This window comes from Paracoccus sp. FO-3, from assembly GCF_006386455.1.
In the GTDB taxonomy this organism is placed as follows: domain Bacteria; phylum Pseudomonadota; class Alphaproteobacteria; order Rhodobacterales; family Rhodobacteraceae; genus Paracoccus; species Paracoccus versutus.
The window spans coordinates 33,738-49,494 of record NZ_VCBQ01000018.1 but is presented as its reverse complement, the minus strand read 5'-3'; the positions used below and the strand labels follow the sequence as shown (position 1 = coordinate 49,494).

Genomic DNA, 15,757 nt, shown 5'->3' with positions numbered 1-15,757 from the left:
ATGGGGGCGATTTCCCCTGCAAGGGATGATTGCATGAGCTTTGGATTTCCCGAACTGGCGGCGATCCGGCTGGGCTTTGGTCTGTCGCCGTTGATGCCGCCGCCCGCCGATGTCGAGGCGGTTCTGGCCGGTCCTGCAAGCGCCGGTCCTGGCCCCGAGGCGATGACCACCGAAAAGGCCAGCGCCCTTGCGACGCGGTTTCGCGATGTCCGCCTTGCCCGGCGCGAGGGGCGGCCCGAGCCGGCCGAGGGGCAGGAGGCCGAGCGCCAGCTCGGCGACCTGCCGGTCGAGGGCCTGCGCCGCCGGGTGATCCGCGCCCTGGACGACCCGATCGGCTTCGGCGAAAGGCTGGTGCAGTTCTGGGCCGACCATTTCACCGTCCGCGCGACGGACAAGATGAACAACGCCCTGGCGCTGGCCTTCGTGGACGAGGCGATCCGCCCGCATGTGAACGGCCGGTTCGAGGACATGTTCTTCGCCGCCGACACCCATCCGATGATGCTGGTCTATCTGGACCAGATCTCCAGCCGCGGGCCGGGCTCGCCCGTCGCGCGGCGCCGCCCGGACCGCAATTTCGGGCTGAACGAGAACCTCGCCCGCGAGGCGCTGGAGCTGCATTCGCTGGGCGTGGGCGCCGGTTATGAGCAAGAGGACGTGCGCGAACTGGCCGAGCTGCTGACCGGGCTCAGCTTTTCGCATCGGTCGGGCTTCGCCTTTCGCCCGCCCTGGGCCGAGCCTGGGGCCGAGACGGTGCTGGGCCGGGCCTATGGCGGCGGCCGGCGCGACGGGCTCGACGCCATCCGCGACGCCTTTCACGACATCGCCCGCCGGCCCGAGACCGCGCGGCACCTGTCGCGCAAGCTGGCGGTGCATTTCGTCTCGGACGACCCGTCCGAGGATCTGGTCGAGGCCATGGCGGCCACCTGGCGCGACACGGGCGGCGACCTGCCGCAGGTCTATCGCGTGCTGGCCAGCCATCCCGACCTGGCCTCCGGCCTGCGGCAGAAGGTGCGCCAGCCCTTCGATTTCTGCGTGGCCGGGCTCAGGGCGCTGGGCATCCGCGGCGAAGGGATCGCCCGGCTGGAGCTGCCCATGTTTCGCCGCATCGCCTGGGGCCCGCTCGAGGCCATGGGCCAGCCCTGGGGCCGGCCCAAAGGCCCCGACGGCTGGCCCGAGACGGCCGATGCCTGGATCGCGGCGCAGACGCTGGCCGCGCGGATCAACTGGTCGCTGCGCATTCCCCGCCTGCTGCTGGACGAATTGCCCGACCCGCGCGAGATGCTGGTCTCGGCTTTCGGCGGCACGCAGTCGGCGGAACTGGCCTGGGCCGTGCCCAAGGCGGAATCGGCGGCCGAGGGCGTGGCGCTGATCCTCGCCTCGGGCGATTTCAACCGGCGATAGGAGGGTAGGCAGATGCTGACACTGGACCGGCGCCTGTTTCTGAAGGGGGCGGCGCTGATCGGCTGCTCGGCCGCGGCGCATCCGTTGATGAGTTCCATGACCTTCGCCGCGCTTCCGGGCGAGAACCGGCTGGTCGTCATCATCCTGCGCGGCGCCATGGACGGGCTCGATGCGATCCAGCCCTATGGCGACCCGATGCTGGCCAAGCTGCGCCGCAACCTTTCGGTCGGGCCGGAAAACGGCGCGCTGGACCTCGACGGCTTCTATGCGCTGCATCCGCGGCTGGAGCCGCTGTTGCCGCTGTGGCAAAAGGGCGAGCTGGCCTTTGCCCATGCCGTCTCGACCCCCTATCGCGACAAGCGCAGCCATTTCGACGGCCAGGACCTGCTGGAGGCGGGGACCGGCAACGACCTGCCGGTGGACCGGCGGGTGGGCGGCTGGCTGAACCGGCTGTTGCAGGCGACGCCCGGCGCCACGGCCGAGACTGCCTATGCGGTCGGCGTCGAGCAGATGAAGATCCTGACCGGCAAGGCCGCGCATCTCAGCTGGGCGCCGCGGGCCTGGCTGAAGCTGTCGCCGCAGGCGCAGATGCTGCTGGAGCATGTCTATCACGACGACCCGCTGTTTCGCGATGCGGCGCAGGACGCGGTGCAGATCAGCGCCGAGACCTCGGACCTGGGCAAGATGCCGGGCCCGACCGCCGATGCCGAGGCGCTGGCCGCCTTTACCGCCAGCCGGCTGAACGCCGAAAGCCGCATCGCCGCCTTTTCCCTTGCCGGCTGGGACAGCCATGCCAACCAGCCCGTCGTGCTGGGCCGGGGGCTGGACCGGCTGGCGGCGGCGATCCTGAAGCTGCGCGAGGGGCTGGGGCCGAACTGGGGCCGGACCACGGTGCTGGCCATGACCGAATTCGGCCGCACCGTGCGCGAGAACGGCTCGGGCGGGACCGATCACGGCACCGGCGGCGCGCTGTTGATGGCGGGCGGCGCGATCCGGGGCGGGCGCGCCTTTGGCGACTGGCCGGGCCTGGGCGAGGACCAGCTTTACGCCGGCCGCGACCTGATGCCCACGCGCGACATCCGCGCCTATGCCGCCTGGGCCATGCATGGGCTGTTCGGCATCGGGCGCGACAGGCTGGAGCGCGAGATCTTTCCCGGCCTTGACCTTGGCGGCGATCCGGGGATGCTGGCCTGAGCCCTTGCCGGAGCCCTGCCCATGTCCCAGGATCACCCCGACCGCGCGCCCGCGCCTTTTGCCCAGGGCGACGGCCCGCGGCCGACCGGGCCCCTGGTCGCGGGTTTCGTGCCGCCGCCCCCGCCCGGTCCCGACCGGATCGAGGGCCGCCATGTCCTGCTGGAGCGCCTGGACCCCGAGCGCCATGCCGAGAATCTGTTCGCGGCCAACCGGGGCCAGGATTGGGTCTGGGACTACCTGGGCTATGGCCCCTTCGCCGACCTGCCGGCCTATCGCGCCTGGCAGGCCGGGATGGCGGCCAAGGCGGACCCGTATTTCTATGCCCTGCGCGACCGCGCGACCGGCAAGGTGGGCGGGCTTGCCTCGTTCCTGCGCATCGACCCGGCCAATGGGGTGATCGAGATCGGCCATATCGAGATCGCGCCGCCGATGCAGCGCAGCCCGGCCGCGACCGAGGCGATTTCGCTGATGATCGGCTGGGCCTTCGAGGCCGGCTATCGCCGGGTCGAATGGAAATGCGATGCGCTGAACGCCCCCTCGCGTCGGGCGGCGCTGCGCTATGGCTTTGTCTTCGAGGGCATTTTCCGCCAGCATATGATCTATAAGGGCCGCAACCGCGACACGGCCTGGTATGCGATCATCGACCGCGACTGGCCCGCCCTGGCGCGTGCGCACCAGGCATGGCTCGCGCCCGGCAATTTCGATGCCCAGGGACGCCAGCGGCAAAGCCTGTCGGCGCTGACCGCGGGCTAGGGCCTACGAGATCCGCGCGCTTGCCAGCCGGTCCTGCACCAGCCCGCTGATCCGCGCCAGGTCGGTGGCGAGCGCCCGGCCCTGCGCGTGGTCGCGCGCCAGCGTGGTCGCCGCATCCTCCAGCATCCGGTCATGGGCCGAGCGGGCGACCCCGGCCAGGAAGCGGGCGATATAGTCGATGGCGGCGGTGTCGTCGGCCTGCGCCAGCACGTCGGCGACATGCGCCAGGTCGTTGCGCAGCGCCTCGGGGTCGGCGGCGATCATGTCCTCGGGCAGGGCGCGCAGCCCTTGCGGCCGCGCGTCGGGCGGCAGGGCGGCCAGGATCGCCTCCTGGAACAGCGCCAGGCTTTCGACGGGCTTTGCCAGGAAACCGTCCGCGCCGGCCCGGATCGCCGCCTCGCGCCTGGCCGGATCGCCCGAGATGCCCAGGATCACCGGCACCCGCGGCATCGCGCGGGCGATGGTGGCGATCATGTCGGCGCCGTCGCCGTCGGGCAGGCCCATGTCCACGATCACCGCCCCCGGCCGATAGGTCTGAAGATGCCGCAGGGCCGAGCGGATGCAGTCGGCCCGCCGGATGCGCGCGCCCGAACGCAGGCACAGCAGCCGCACCGCCTCGGAGGCGACGCGCGAATCCTCGACCACCAGCACCGTCAGCCCGGCCAGCGGCCGGTTCGGCAGGGCGGCCCGCCAGGTGGGAAAGTCTTCCGCACCGATGCTTTCCTGTTCCATCTCGCAAAATCCTAACTGGGAATCACCAACTGTCCCAAGGATTGCGCGTTTTCCCTAAGAAGCGGTTAACGGCGGTTTGTTTTCCTTTCCCCGGCTGGGCTCTGGCCTTAGAAGGGCGCAAATGACGGAGGAAGTGATGATCGGACGCCTGAACCATGTCGCCATTGCCGTGCCCGACCTGAAGGCCGCGGCGGCGCAATATGAAAACAGCCTTGGCGCCAAGGTCGGCGCGCCGCAGGACGAACCCGACCATGGCGTCACCGTCGTCTTCATCGAGCTGCCGAACACCAAGATCGAGCTGCTCTATCCCCTGGGCGAGGACAGCCCGATCAAGGGCTTCCTGGAAAAGAACCCCTCGGGCGGCATCCATCACATGTGCTTCGAGGTCGACGACATCCTGGCCGCCCGCGACAAGCTGAAGTCCGAGGGCGCGCGCGTGCTGGGCAATGGCGAGCCCAAGATCGGCGCCCATGGCAAGCCGGTGCTGTTCCTGCATCCCAAGGACTTCAACGGCTGCCTGATCGAGTTGGAGCAGGTCTGATGAGCCTGACCGGGGGCATCGTCCTTTACGCCGTGCTGTGGTTCCTGGTGCTGTTCGTGCTGCTGCCGATCGGCCAGCAAAGCCAGGCCGATGTCGGGCAGGTGACGCCCGGCACCCCCGCCGGCGCCCCGCACGAGCCCAAGCTGAAGAAGAAGGCGCTGTGGGCGACGCTGATCGCCGGGCTGATCTGGGGCGTGATCGCCTATGTCATCATCGCCGGCGTCATCACCCGCGCCGACCTCGAGGCCTGGACGCGCTGAGATGGTAGAGGTGGGTGAACCCCGCCGCCGCCAGCACCGGGACGACCACGTTCAGCACCGGCACCGTCAGAAGCGCCGCGATCAGCACCCCCAGCGCCGTCGCCTGCATGGCCAGGCTGCGGCGCAGGGCGGTCGCCTGCGGCTCGTGCAGGTGGCGCCGCGCCGCCATCTGGAAGAACTCGCGCCCCAGCAGCCAGCCGTTGCCGCCATAGAACAGCAGCGAGGCCAGCGGGCCCAGGAAGGGCGTCAGCGCCAGCGTCGCCAGCGTGACCAGGATCACCGCGCCCATGACCGCCAGCGATTCCCACAGCCCGTCCCAGAAATCGACGGGCAGGCCCTTGGCGGCGGGATAATGCGTCTCCTCGACCGCCTCGGCGACGCGCTCGGCGAACAGACCTGAAAAGCCGGCGGCGACCGGGGTCATCAGGAAGATGCTCATCAAGGGGAACAGCAGCAGCGAGCCCCAGGACAGCGCGGGCGCCAGCGGCACGGCGCCGATCCAGGGCAGGGTCAGCGTCTCGGGGGCAAAGGCGCGGATCGCCCAGAAGGCGCCGGCCTGCAATACCAGGAACAAGGCCAGCGTCAGCGCCACGCCAAGCGCGACCACGCCGAAGATGCGCGGCCGCAGCAGGTCGCCCCAAGCCAGGATCAGCGCCCGCAGCACCATCACAGGAAGGTGGTCTTGGCCGCGACATCCGGGCGCGGACGCTCGGGCGGGGTCGGGCCGCGCCGGCCGATATGGACCAGCCCGACGATCCGCTCGCCCTCGGCCAGGCCCAGATGGGCGCGGGCGAAATCCGCCTCGGCCGCCGGGCCGGTCAGCCAGGCGGCGCCGTAGCCCGCCGCCAGCGCCGCGTTCACCAGCTCCAGGCAGACGGCGCCCGCGGACAGGAACTGTTCCCATTCCGGCACCTTGGGGCTTTCGACCGGGGCCGAGACCACTGCCACGATCACCGGCGAGCCAAAGGCCGAGCGGGCCTTTTCCGCCGCCGCCTCGTCCCCGCCCTGGTCCAGCACGTGCCGGGCCAGCACCGGGGCCAGCCGGTCGAGCGTCGCGCGCTCCAGCACGGCAAAGCGCCAGGGCTCCAGCTTGCCGTGGTCGGGCACGCGGGCGGCCAGTTCCAGCAGCTCCATCAGCGCCTCCCGCGAGGGGGGCGGGCCGGCCAGCAGTTTCGGCGGGTGCGAGCGGCGGCTGGCCAGGAAGGCCAGGGTGGCGGGATCGGCATATTCCATTCGGTCCTCGTCGGGTTCGCGCATGTCCTGGCCATCAGATAGCCGCGCCGGCCCGCCGGCACCAGCCGGCATTGCCTTTTTCGCCGCGCCCGGCTTGAAAGGGGCATGACCGACCTTAGCCATCTTGCCCGGCCCGGCGCCGAAATCGCGGTGCGCGTCACCCCGCGCGCCTCGCGCAATGCGGTGATCCTGGACGGCGAGGCGATCCGCGTCGCCGTCACCGTGGTCCCCGAGGACGGCAAGGCCAATGCCGCGGTGGTCAAGCTGCTGGCCAAGGCGCTGGGGGTGGCCAAGTCGCGGCTGGTGCTGGTCCGCGGGGCCACGGCACGTGACAAGCTGTTCCGCATCGACTAGCCGGACCGCCTGGCTAGCCGCGTTGCAGCCGATAGTTGCCCTCGGGCAGGTTCAGCGCGGCGCGCAGCTCTTCCAGCTGCTCGATGGTCAGGACGATCTGCGCCAGCTCGCCGGTGTCGGGGTCGAATTGCTCGACCACGACGCGGTCGTCGAAGCTGTGGATGACCACATCCTCGTTCAGCGGGCGCGAACCGATCTCGGCCTGTGGCAATTCGTCGATCAGGGTGATGACGGTCGCGTCGAAATCATGCTCGATGGTGAACATCGGGGATCCTTCCCGTTCGGCTTTCCCCGACAATCGCGTGATATTGCGGCCGGGGCAAGTCCGGGGCTTGGCGCGAGGCGGCCGCCGCGGCTAGAGTGGCGCGAACACGGGCAGGCGAGGGCGGCAGATGATGAGGACATGGCAGGCGGTGGCGGCGGTCGTGCTGGTGCTGGCGGGCTGTGTCGCCGCGCCCGTGCCGCAGCCGGGAGTGCCGCAGCCCGGCGGGCCTGACGTCATCATCACGCCCGCCCCGGACACGCCGGCCAATGCCTCGGCCTCGGCGCGCACCTTCGTCTCGGTGGTCAGCCGCATGGAGCCGGCGGTGGAACGCGAATGCCTGCAGCGGCGCACCCAGCCGATCAACTGCGATTTCCAGTTCGTCGTCGACGACCGCGCGGGGCTGGAGCCGAACGCCTTCCAGACCGTCGATCCCAGCGGCCGGCCGATCATCGGTTTCACCCTGTCGCTGATCGGCGAGGCGCGCAATGCTGACGAGTTGGCTTTCGTCATCGGGCACGAGGCGAGCCACCACATCCTGGGCCATATCAGCCGCAAGACCGGCGCCGCGACCGTGGGCGCGGTGATCCTGGGCGGGCTGGCCAGCGCCTATGGCGGCGATCCCGAGGCGATTCGCACCGCGCAGGATTTCGGCGCCCAGTTCGGCGCCCGCTACTATTCGAAGGACTGGGAACTCGAGGCCGATTACCTGGGCGCGATCATCACCCTGAACGCCGGCTTCGATCCCGAACACGGTGCGCTGTTTTTCGCCCGCATCCCCGATCCGGGTGATAAAATTCTGGGCACCCACCCGTCGCGCAGCGCCCGTATGGGCCAGGTTGCGCGGGCCGTGGCCGATTACCGGGCGGGCCGGGTGCGATAGCTCGGCCGCCGTTGCGCTGCTGCATCGGCCACAGGCTAGACGGAACAGTTTGTTTTCTCGTGAGAAAGATGAAATTCAGGCGGGCCGCAGCCGTAAAAGATCAATTTGACTGCCGATTCTCCCTCAAACTGAACGGTTCCGCCAGAAATTGCTTTCATAGGCGAGAAATTGCCGATAGTTTCCCGCTTGGGTTGGGTTACGTCCTTATTGCCGGGTGGCTTTTGTCTTTTAGGAGCTTTCATGATCGGGGTTATTTTATGGAGCAGTCCGGCCAAGGAGAAGGCCGTGATCTGGTGCGAGGATCATGGCGCCCTGGCCTATCTGCAGGGCAGGGAAAACCTGTTCGCCGGAACGGAATGGCCCGAGGCGGGCGACCTGGTCGAGCTTGAGATCGAAATGCAGGCCGACCTGCGCCATGCCCGCTTCGTCAGCATCGTCGGGGGCAACAAGCGGTCGGAACTGCCCAGCCTGCTGCGGAACATGGGCGAAAAACCCGAACCGGCCCGCCCGGTGCTGCGGGTGATTTCGAACCGCGAAGGCGAGGCGCAAGAGCGGCCGCTGAGACTGGCGGCCGCCCGCTGATTCGTCAGGCGCCGCGCGCCAGCGCGGCGACGCCGGTCCGGGCCTGGTCCGACAGGCCCAGGGGCCGCATCAACTCGGCAAAGGCGTCCAGCTTCTCGGGCGTGCCGGTGATTTCGAAGACAAAGCTCTCCAGGGTCGAATCGACCACGCTGGCGCGGAAGATCTCGGCGATCCGCAGCGCCTCGACCCGCTTGTCGCCCTTGCTCGTGACCTTGAACAGGCCCAGCTCGCGCTCGACGCAGGGGCCCTCGACGGTCAGGTCGTGGACATCATGCACCGGCACGATGCGGCCAAGCTGTGCCTTGATCTGCTCGATCACCGCGGGGGTGCCGCGGGTGACGATGGTGATGCGCGAGCGGTGGCCCAGGTGGTCCACCTCGGCCACGGTCAGGCTGTCGATATTGTAGCCGCGCCCGGAAAACAGGCCGATCACGCGCGCCAGCACGCCCGGCTCGTTCTCGACCAGCACCGCGAGGGTGTGGCTTTCGATGGTCTGGGCGTTGGGGTCGCGCAGGTCATAGGCCGAATGGCTGGATGCGCCCTTCTGGATGTTCAGTGCCGCCATGTTCTTCTCCTAACCTCAGACCAGGGCCGCGCCGGCGCCGGTGATGGCGCCTTCGGTCGATGCCTCGCCCAAGAGCATCTCGTTATGCGGCTTGCCCGAGGGGATCATCGGGAAGCAGTTCTCGTGCTTTTCGACCAGCACGTCCAGGATGAACGGGCCGTCATAGTCGATCATCTCCTGGATCGCCGCGTCCAGGTCGGCCGGGTCCGAAACCGTGCGCCCGCCGCAGCCAAAGGCCTCGGCCAGCTTGACGAAATCGGGCAGGCTTTCCGACCAGCTCTGGCTGTAGCGCTCGCCATGCAGCAATTGCTGCCATTGCCGGACCATGCCCAGGCGCTCGTTGTTCAGGATGAACTGCTTGACTGGCGCGCGGAACTGCACGGCGGTCGCCATTTCCTGCATGTTCATCAGCCAGGACGCCTCGCCGGCGACGTTGACCACCAGCGCCTCGGGATGGGCGACCTGCACCCCGATCGAGGCGGGCAGGCCATAGCCCATCGTCCCCAGCCCGCCCGAGGTCATCCAGTGGTTCGGATCCTCGAAATGCAGGAACTGTGCCGCCCACATCTGATGCTGGCCGACCTCGGTGGTGAAATAGGGCTTGCGCGCGGCGGTCAGCGCCTGCAGGCGCTGCAAGGCGTGCTGCGGCTTGATGACCTTGTCCGAGTTGCGATAGGCAAGGCAGTTGCGCGCCTTCCACTGCTCGATCTGCGCCCACCATGCCCGCAGCGCCTCGGCATTGGTCTTGCGGCCGCGGGCCTTCCAGACCTTCAGCATGTCTTCCAGCACATGGCCGACATCGCCGACGATGGGCAGGTCGACATGGATCACCTTGTTGATCGAGCTGGGGTCGATGTCGATCTGCGCCTTGACCGAGCCGGGGCTGAAATCCGCGACCCGCCCGGTGATGCGGTCGTCGAAGCGTGCGCCGATGGCGATCATCAGGTCGCAATCGTGCATGGCCATGTTGGCCTCGTAGAGGCCATGCATGCCCAGCATGCCGATCCATTTCGACCCCGAGGCCGGATAGGCCCCCAGCCCCATCAGCGTCGAGGTGACGGGAAAGCCCGTCGCATCCGCCAGCTCGCGCAACAGCTGGCTGGCGCCGGGGCCCGAGTTGATGACGCCGCCGCCGGTATAGAAGATCGGCCGCTCGGCCGTCTCCATCAGCTCGACCAGCCGGGTGATGGTGGCCAGGTCGCCCTTCTTCGCCGGCTGGTAGCTGGGCGTCTCGATCTGCTTGGGCCCGACATATTCGCCGGTGGCGAATTGCACGTCCTTGGGGATGTCGATCAGCACCGGCCCCGGACGGCCCGAGGTGGCGATGTGGAAGGCCTTGTGGATCGTCGCCGCCAGCTCGTCCGTCTCTTTCACCAGCCAGTTGTGCTTGGTGCAGGGGCGGGTGATGCCGATGGTGTCGGCCTCCTGGAAGCCGTCGGTGCCGATCAGGAAGGTCGGAACCTGCCCGGTCAGCACGACGATGGGGATCGAATCCATCAGCGCGTCGGTCAGCCCGGTGACGGCATTGGTCGCGCCGGGACCGGACGTGACCAGCACCACCCCCGGCTTGCCGGTCGAGCGGGCATAGCCCTCGGCCATGTGGACGGCGCCCTGTTCGTGGCGGACCAGGATGTGCTTGATGTCGTTTTGCTGGAAAATCTCGTCATAGATGGGAAGTACCGCCCCGCCCGGATAGCCGAATACCGTATCGACGCCCTGATCGCGCAGAGCCTCGATAACCATCCTTGCACCCGTCATCTGTCGGGACATGCCCATTCTCCATCTCTGAACAAAAACGCGGCGGGGACAGCCGCCCCGCTGCGACGCGGAAAACTATGGGTGCGGCGAGGCGCGGTCAATGGCGATTGTCCAAGAAAATGACCCGATGCCGCAAATTCTTGAAATATTCTTACCAAGACGCCGGCTTTTCGGTAATCATTTCCGGTTCGAGGGCAGGTTGATCCGCGCCACCTGCTCCACGATGGGGTCGATGGACAGGGGGTGGATGTCCGACGTATGCTGCGCCGGATCGCCGATCGGCTGCCAGACGCCGCCCTTGTAGATCTCCAGCGCCGAGAATTTCGCCTTGTAGTCCATCTTGCGGCTGCCGGGCACCCAATAGCCCAGGTAGACGAAGGGCAGGCCGGCGCTGCGCGCCAGATCGATATGGTCCAGGATGATATGCGTGCCCAGGCTCGCGCTTTCCAGCGCCGGGTCATAGAAGCTGTAGACCAGGCTCAGCCCGTCATCCAGCACGTCGGTCAGGCAGACCGCGACCAGACGGTCGCTGCCGGGCGGCGGCGGGATCTCGCTGCTGTCGCCCTGGTGCGTGCGATATTCGATGACGCGGGTGCGCACCGGCGTCTCCTCGATCATCGCGGCGAATTCGAAGATGTCCATGTCGGCCATGCCGCCGTCGGCATGGCGTTCGTCCAGATAGGCGCGGAACAGTTCATACTGTTCCTCGGTCGCCCAGGCGCTGGTGGCAAGGCGGCGCAGATGCACGTTCCTGCGCGCGATCCGGCGCTGCGTGCGCGAGGGCTGGAACTCGGACACCCGGATGCGCGCCGACATGCAGGCCACGCAGCTTTCGCAGCTGGGCCGGTAAAGCACGTTCTGCGAGCGGCGGAAGCCCTGGCGCGACAGGGCGTTGTTCAGCTCGTTGGCCGAATCGCCGGTCAGCGCGGTGAACAGCTTGCGTTCGGCCCGGCCGTGCAGATAGGGGCAGGGCTGCGGCGCCGTCACATAGAATTGCGGCGCATGAGGCAGGCTGTGCCGCATCAGCCGCGCCCCCGGCGTCTGGGGCGCGCCGCGCCTGGCGGCGCATGCTGCGGTCGGGTCACTCTCATCTCGGCGCGCATTGGCGGCGGTCGGGGCTGCGTTGTGGATTGCTCTTGGGCCGAGCCTAGCAACAGTTGCACCCCGCGCCAAGCAGGGAAAACCGCAAGAATTGAACCTCTCGGTCCATTCGCGCGGCATTGACGCGGCGCCGGCTGCGGCTAGGCTGCGGCCATGGATTTCGCCGCCCGCATCACCCGCCTGCCCATCCCCGCCGACCCCGCCCGCGGCCTTTCCGCGCTGCAAGCGACCGGGATCGCCGATCCCCGGCTGGGCGATCTGATCCGCGGCACCGCCGGTTGCAGCCCCTACCTGGCCGGGCTGATCGAGCGCGAGGCTGACTGGCTGCCCGGCGCGCTGGCGCACGGGGATGTCGTCGCCCGCGAGACGGCGGGGTTCGAGACGCTTTCCGCCGATGCCCTCGGCCCGGCGCTGCGCCGCGCCAAGCGGCGGGTGGCGCTGTGGACGGCGCTGGCCGACCTGGGCGGCGTCTGGCCGCTGGAACGGGTGACGGGCGCGCTGACCGACCTGGCCGACCGCGCCACGGACCTGGCCCTGCGCGCCCATGTCGCGGCCGAGCAGGCGCGCGGCAAGCTGCCCCCGACCGGGGCCGAGGCCGGCGGCATCGTCGCGCTCGCCATGGGCAAGATGGGCGCGGCAGAGCTGAACTACTCCTCGGACATCGACCTGATCGTGCTTTACGACGACGGCGCCTATGATCCCGATGACCAGTATGAGGCCCGCGCCGCCCTGATCCGCGCCACCCGCAAGGCGGCGGCGACGATCTCGGACAACACCGACCAGGGCTATGTCTTCCGCACCGACCTGCGACTGCGGCCCGATGCGGCGGTGACGCCGGTCTGCATCTCGATCTCGGCGGCGCTGGCCTATTACGAGGCCGAGGGCCGCACCTGGGAACGCAGCGCCTATATCAAGGCGCGGCCCTGCGGCGGCGACCTGGCGGCGGGCGCGCGCTTCCTGCGCGAGCTGCGCCCCTTCGTCTGGCGGCGGCACCTGGACTTCGCCGCCATCCAGGACGCCCACGACATGCGGCTGCGCATCCGCGACCACAAGGGGCTGCACGGCCGCATCGAGGTGCCGGGCCACAACATGAAGCTGGGCCAGGGCGGCATCCGCGAGATCGAGTTCTTCACCCAGACCCGCCAGCTGATCGCCGGCGGCCGCGACCCCGACCTGCGCCTGCGCGGCACGGTCGAGGGGCTGGCGCGGCTGGCCGAAAAGGGCTGGGTGCCGCCCGAGGTGGCCCAGGAGCTGACCGCGCATTACCGCGAGCATCGCGAGATCGAGCATCGCATCCAGATGGTGAACGACGCACAGACCCATTCGCTGCCCGCCTCGGCCGAGGGGCTGGACACCATCGCCCGCATGATGGGCGAGGGCGACACCGCCGCCTGGTCGGCGCGCCTGGCCACCCGCCTGGCGCGGGTCGAGGCGCTGACCGGCGATTTCTTCGCCCCCGGCGAGCAGCGGGCCCGCCCGGCGCTGTCCCCCGAGGCCGAGGCGATGGTGGAGCGCTGGCGCAGCTATCCCGCGCTGCGCTCGGCCCGCGGGCGCGAGGTCTTTGCCCGGATCGAGCCGGACCTGCTGACCCGGCTGACCGCCGCCGCCCATGCCGAAGAGGCGCTGGCGCGGTTCGACGCCTTCCTGGCCGGGCTGCCGGCCGGGGTGCAGCTCTTCTCGCTCTTCGAGGCCAATCCGCAGCTGATCGAATTGATCGCCGACATCTGCGGCACGGCGCCGGGGCTGGCGGCCTATCTGGCCCGCCACCCCGAGGTGCTGGACGGGGTGCTGGCCGGCAGCTTCTTTGCGGCCTGGCCCGGCGCCGCCGCCTTGCGCCGCCAACTGGACCAGGTGCTGGATGCGGCGCTGGCCGCGCCGGGCGGCGGCTACGAACAGGCGCTGGACGCCGCGCGGCGCTGGGCGCACGAGGGGCAGTTCCGCATCGGCGTGCATCATCTGCGCAGCCTGATCGGCGCCGAGGAGGCGGGCGGGCAATATGCCGATGTCGCCGATGCCGCAGTCGCCGCGCTGTTCCCGGTCGTCGCGGCCGAATTCGCCCGCCGCCACGGACCGCCGCCGGGTCGCGGGGCGGTGGTGCTGGGCATGGGCTCGCTGGGCGCGCGGCAGCTGAACGCCTCGTCGGACCTGGACCTGATCGTGATCTACGACGCCGCCGGGCAAGAGGCGTCCGAGGGGTCGAAACCCCTGGCGACGCGGGCCTATTACGCGCGGCTGACCCAGGCGGTGATCACCGCGCTCTCGGCGCCGACCTCGGCCGGGCGGCTTTACGAGGTGGACATGCGGCTGCGCCCCTCGGGGCGGCAGGGGCCGGTGGCGACCTCGGTGCAGAGCTTTCGCGACTACCAGATGACCGAGGCCTGGACCTGGGAGCATCTGGCGCTGACCCGCGCCCGCGTGATCGGCACCTGCGGCACCGATGCCGCCGCGCTGGCCGAGGAGGTCGAGGCGCTGCGGGTCGAGGTGCTGCAAACCCGCGGCACGGACCCGCGGGTGATGCCGGATCTGGCCGGGATGCGGGCCCGCATCTTCGCCGCCAAGGCCCCGGATGGCGCCTGGGAGGCCAAGATCGGCCGTGGCCGGTTGCAGGACATCGAGCTGCTGGCGCAATGTTTCGCGCTGCGGGCCGGTTCGGCCGCGCGGGCGGTGCAGGCGCAGTTGCGCACCGGCCCTCGGATCGGGCTGGTCGGGCGCGAGGATGGCGAAAGGCTGGCCTCGGCCCGGCGCTTCCTGTGGAGCCTGCAATGCGCCGGCCGGCTGTTGACCGAAAAGCCCTTGGACATGGACAACCTGGGCAAGGGCGGGCAGACCTTCCTGCTGCGCGAGACCGGCACGGCCTCGCTGGAGGAACTGGCCGAGCGGCTGGCCGCGACGATCGAGACCGCCGGCGCGATCATCGACGGCGTCCTGGCCGGGGTCGAGGTGCAGGCCGGATAGGCGCCGACGGGAACGCGCCGCCGCTGACCCGGCCGGTCGTGCGGCAGGAAGCCCGCGGCAGGTCCGCCACCTGCGCCGCCCGCCCCGCTCGGCCGTGCCTGCCCCCGAGGGCGGGCGACAGGCATCGCCGCAGTCGGCAGGGCGTTCATGTCGCCCGCTCGTTCCTGCCCGCGGGCGCGCGCGACATGCATCACGCCAAAGGGATTTCTGGAAACTCATGCAATCGTTCCTGCCCGGGCGCGCCACATGCATCTGCTCCGACGGCCTCTGATGGCCATCGGACCCGCTGTTCCTGCCCGCCGGGGCGTGCGCCGGGCATCGCTTCGCGCGGCGCGTGCGAGAACCGAGCGGCAGAGGTGCCCGGCCCTGCCGATCTTTCCATGCACCAAGAAGCCGTGGCAAGGCTCGCTGCCAGTGCCGCAGCCGACACCGGCTTTGCCGTTCCTGCCCGCCAAGGCCCGCCACGGGTCTCGCTTAGCAGGCTGCTGAAAAAGGATTTTGAGAGGGCGACGCAGCGGAAATCGTTCTGGAACCAGCTGATATCGGCCCGAAAATGGGGTGTTTTCGGCAAATTTGAGGCGGATTTCCTGGCTCCCCGCCCGCGCTGTCCTGTCGCAAGGACTTTTTCAGCAGCCTGTTAGAGCTCCGCAAGCGAAAACAGAGCGGGAGAAGTGTCTGGCCCCAGCCGGTCCTGTCCAGGGAGTGGACTTATAATTCCGCACCACAGTCTTGCGGCTGCGATTGTGACGGCTGCGAGAAATCCCTTGGCGAGTTTGTCGTAGCACGCTGCCCCGCCTTGGCCCATCGGTTGGAAGCGGTCGTATATGGACCGTAGCGCTCGGGAAGGTCGCGCCAGGGTGGCGCTGTCCGCAGGACGGAGAAAACCCGTTCAGGACGCGCCGGTCGTTCGTCCGCGCAAGGCCACGAGGCTTGTCGGGAAGAAGCGGTGCAATCAGCGCCCGTTCCCGGTCCCTCAGCGCGAGAGGTGCCATTCAAGCTCCGCAAGGCGCTCGAAGCACGAACCGTTCCCAAACGGAAGCCCGCCTGTGAGTACAGAACCTAGCGCCCCGAAGCGGCGGCAGTCTCCTCTATCTGTGCTGCAGCCGGCACCGGGCGCCCGGTTCGGCCAGTCCTGCCTCGCACCAGGAAGCCGAGGTAGGTTCGCTGCAGGGTCCGCGGCTCC

Annotated in this window: 16 protein-coding genes and 1 pseudogene; 9 read left to right on the top strand and 8 right to left on the bottom strand. The window is 69.2% G+C overall.

Annotated features, from left to right (window positions below; translation table 11 throughout):
* Positions 1 to 33 precede the first annotated feature (33 nt).
* Genes FE811_RS07265 through FE811_RS07255 form a run of 3 tightly spaced genes read left to right on the top strand, consistent with a single transcriptional unit; the run spans position 34 to position 3,348 of the window.
* Positions 34 to 1,401: a DUF1800 family protein gene (locus tag FE811_RS07265; protein WP_116222929.1), complete on the top strand. Its 1,368-nt coding sequence runs from the start codon at positions 34 to 36 to the stop codon at positions 1,399 to 1,401.
* Between the two features lie 12 nt (positions 1,402 to 1,413).
* On the top strand, positions 1,414 to 2,595 hold the full coding sequence (locus tag FE811_RS07260; protein WP_116222928.1) for a DUF1501 domain-containing protein: 1,182 nt from the start codon (positions 1,414 to 1,416) through the stop codon (positions 2,593 to 2,595).
* 21 nt (positions 2,596 to 2,616) lie between these two features.
* A complete protein-coding gene (locus FE811_RS07255; protein ID WP_116222927.1) occupies positions 2,617 to 3,348 on the top strand; it encodes a GNAT family N-acetyltransferase in 732 nt (243 codons plus the stop codon).
* A 3-nt stretch (positions 3,349 to 3,351) separates the two neighbouring features.
* On the opposite strand, the gene FE811_RS07250 is transcribed toward FE811_RS07255, so the two are convergent.
* Entirely contained in the window at positions 3,352 to 4,080 is a 729-nt protein-coding gene (locus tag FE811_RS07250; protein ID WP_116222926.1) for a response regulator, read from the bottom strand.
* Between the two features lie 136 nt (positions 4,081 to 4,216).
* On the opposite strand from FE811_RS07250, the gene mce reads away from it, so the two are divergent.
* Entirely contained in the window at positions 4,217 to 4,621 is a 405-nt protein-coding gene (gene mce, locus FE811_RS07245; protein WP_116223273.1) for a methylmalonyl-CoA epimerase, read from the top strand.
* Complete coding sequence (locus FE811_RS07240; RefSeq protein ID WP_036751289.1) at positions 4,621 to 4,881, top strand: DUF1467 family protein; 261 nt, start codon at positions 4,621 to 4,623, stop codon at positions 4,879 to 4,881. The genes mce and FE811_RS07240 overlap by 1 nt, the downstream gene beginning before the upstream one ends.
* On the opposite strand, the gene FE811_RS07235 is transcribed toward FE811_RS07240, so the two are convergent.
* On the bottom strand, positions 4,847 to 5,548 hold the full coding sequence (locus FE811_RS07235) for an EI24 domain-containing protein (RefSeq protein ID WP_114534848.1): 702 nt from the start codon (positions 5,546 to 5,548) through the stop codon (positions 4,847 to 4,849). The two genes, FE811_RS07240 and FE811_RS07235, sit on opposite strands and share 35 nt — an antisense overlap.
* The gene (locus tag FE811_RS07230; RefSeq protein ID WP_116223272.1) at positions 5,548 to 6,114 is read right to left on the bottom strand and encodes a nitroreductase; all 567 of its coding nucleotides are present in this window, start codon (positions 6,112 to 6,114) and stop codon (positions 5,548 to 5,550) included. Before FE811_RS07230 ends, FE811_RS07235 begins: the two co-directional genes overlap by 1 nt.
* Before the next feature lie 105 nt (positions 6,115 to 6,219).
* Here FE811_RS07230 and FE811_RS07225 point away from each other — a divergent pair, with 105 nt between their 5' ends.
* A complete protein-coding gene (locus FE811_RS07225; RefSeq protein WP_116222925.1) occupies positions 6,220 to 6,468 on the top strand; it encodes a DUF167 domain-containing protein in 249 nt (82 codons plus the stop codon).
* Positions 6,469 to 6,481: 13 nt separating this feature from the next.
* Here FE811_RS07225 and FE811_RS07220 read toward each other — a convergent pair whose 3' ends face one another.
* Positions 6,482 to 6,733 (bottom strand): hypothetical protein, encoded by a 252-nt coding sequence (locus FE811_RS07220; RefSeq protein ID WP_036751286.1) that lies wholly within the window; start codon positions 6,731 to 6,733, stop codon positions 6,482 to 6,484.
* Between the two features lie 127 nt (positions 6,734 to 6,860).
* Between FE811_RS07220 and FE811_RS07215 the strand changes: the two genes are divergently transcribed.
* On the top strand, positions 6,861 to 7,613 hold the full coding sequence (locus FE811_RS07215) for a M48 family metalloprotease (protein WP_036751284.1): 753 nt from the start codon (positions 6,861 to 6,863) through the stop codon (positions 7,611 to 7,613).
* A gap of 240 nt (positions 7,614 to 7,853) precedes the next feature.
* On the top strand, positions 7,854 to 8,195 hold the full coding sequence (locus FE811_RS07210; RefSeq protein ID WP_116222924.1) for a hypothetical protein: 342 nt from the start codon (positions 7,854 to 7,856) through the stop codon (positions 8,193 to 8,195).
* A 4-nt stretch (positions 8,196 to 8,199) separates the two neighbouring features.
* Here FE811_RS07210 and ilvN read toward each other — a convergent pair whose 3' ends face one another.
* The 3 genes from ilvN to FE811_RS07195 form a co-directional block, all read right to left on the bottom strand.
* The gene (ilvN, locus tag FE811_RS07205; RefSeq protein ID WP_028712010.1) at positions 8,200 to 8,760 is read right to left on the bottom strand and encodes an acetolactate synthase small subunit; all 561 of its coding nucleotides are present in this window, start codon (positions 8,758 to 8,760) and stop codon (positions 8,200 to 8,202) included.
* 15 nt (positions 8,761 to 8,775) lie between these two features.
* The gene (locus FE811_RS07200; RefSeq protein WP_116223271.1) at positions 8,776 to 10,530 is read right to left on the bottom strand and encodes an acetolactate synthase 3 large subunit; all 1,755 of its coding nucleotides are present in this window, start codon (positions 10,528 to 10,530) and stop codon (positions 8,776 to 8,778) included.
* Positions 10,531 to 10,695: 165 nt separating this feature from the next.
* Complete coding sequence (locus tag FE811_RS07195; protein WP_036751281.1) at positions 10,696 to 11,541, bottom strand: arginyltransferase; 846 nt, start codon at positions 11,539 to 11,541, stop codon at positions 10,696 to 10,698.
* A 231-nt stretch (positions 11,542 to 11,772) separates the two neighbouring features.
* Between FE811_RS07195 and FE811_RS07190 the strand changes: the two genes are divergently transcribed.
* A complete protein-coding gene (locus tag FE811_RS07190; protein WP_116222923.1) occupies positions 11,773 to 14,574 on the top strand; it encodes a glutamine-synthetase adenylyltransferase in 2,802 nt (933 codons plus the stop codon).
* Between the two features lie 789 nt (positions 14,575 to 15,363).
* Here FE811_RS07190 and FE811_RS28200 read toward each other — a convergent pair.
* Positions 15,364 to 15,566, bottom strand: a pseudogene (locus tag FE811_RS28200) (transposase); the annotation flags it as partial.
* Between the last annotated feature and the right edge of the window lie 191 nt (positions 15,567 to 15,757).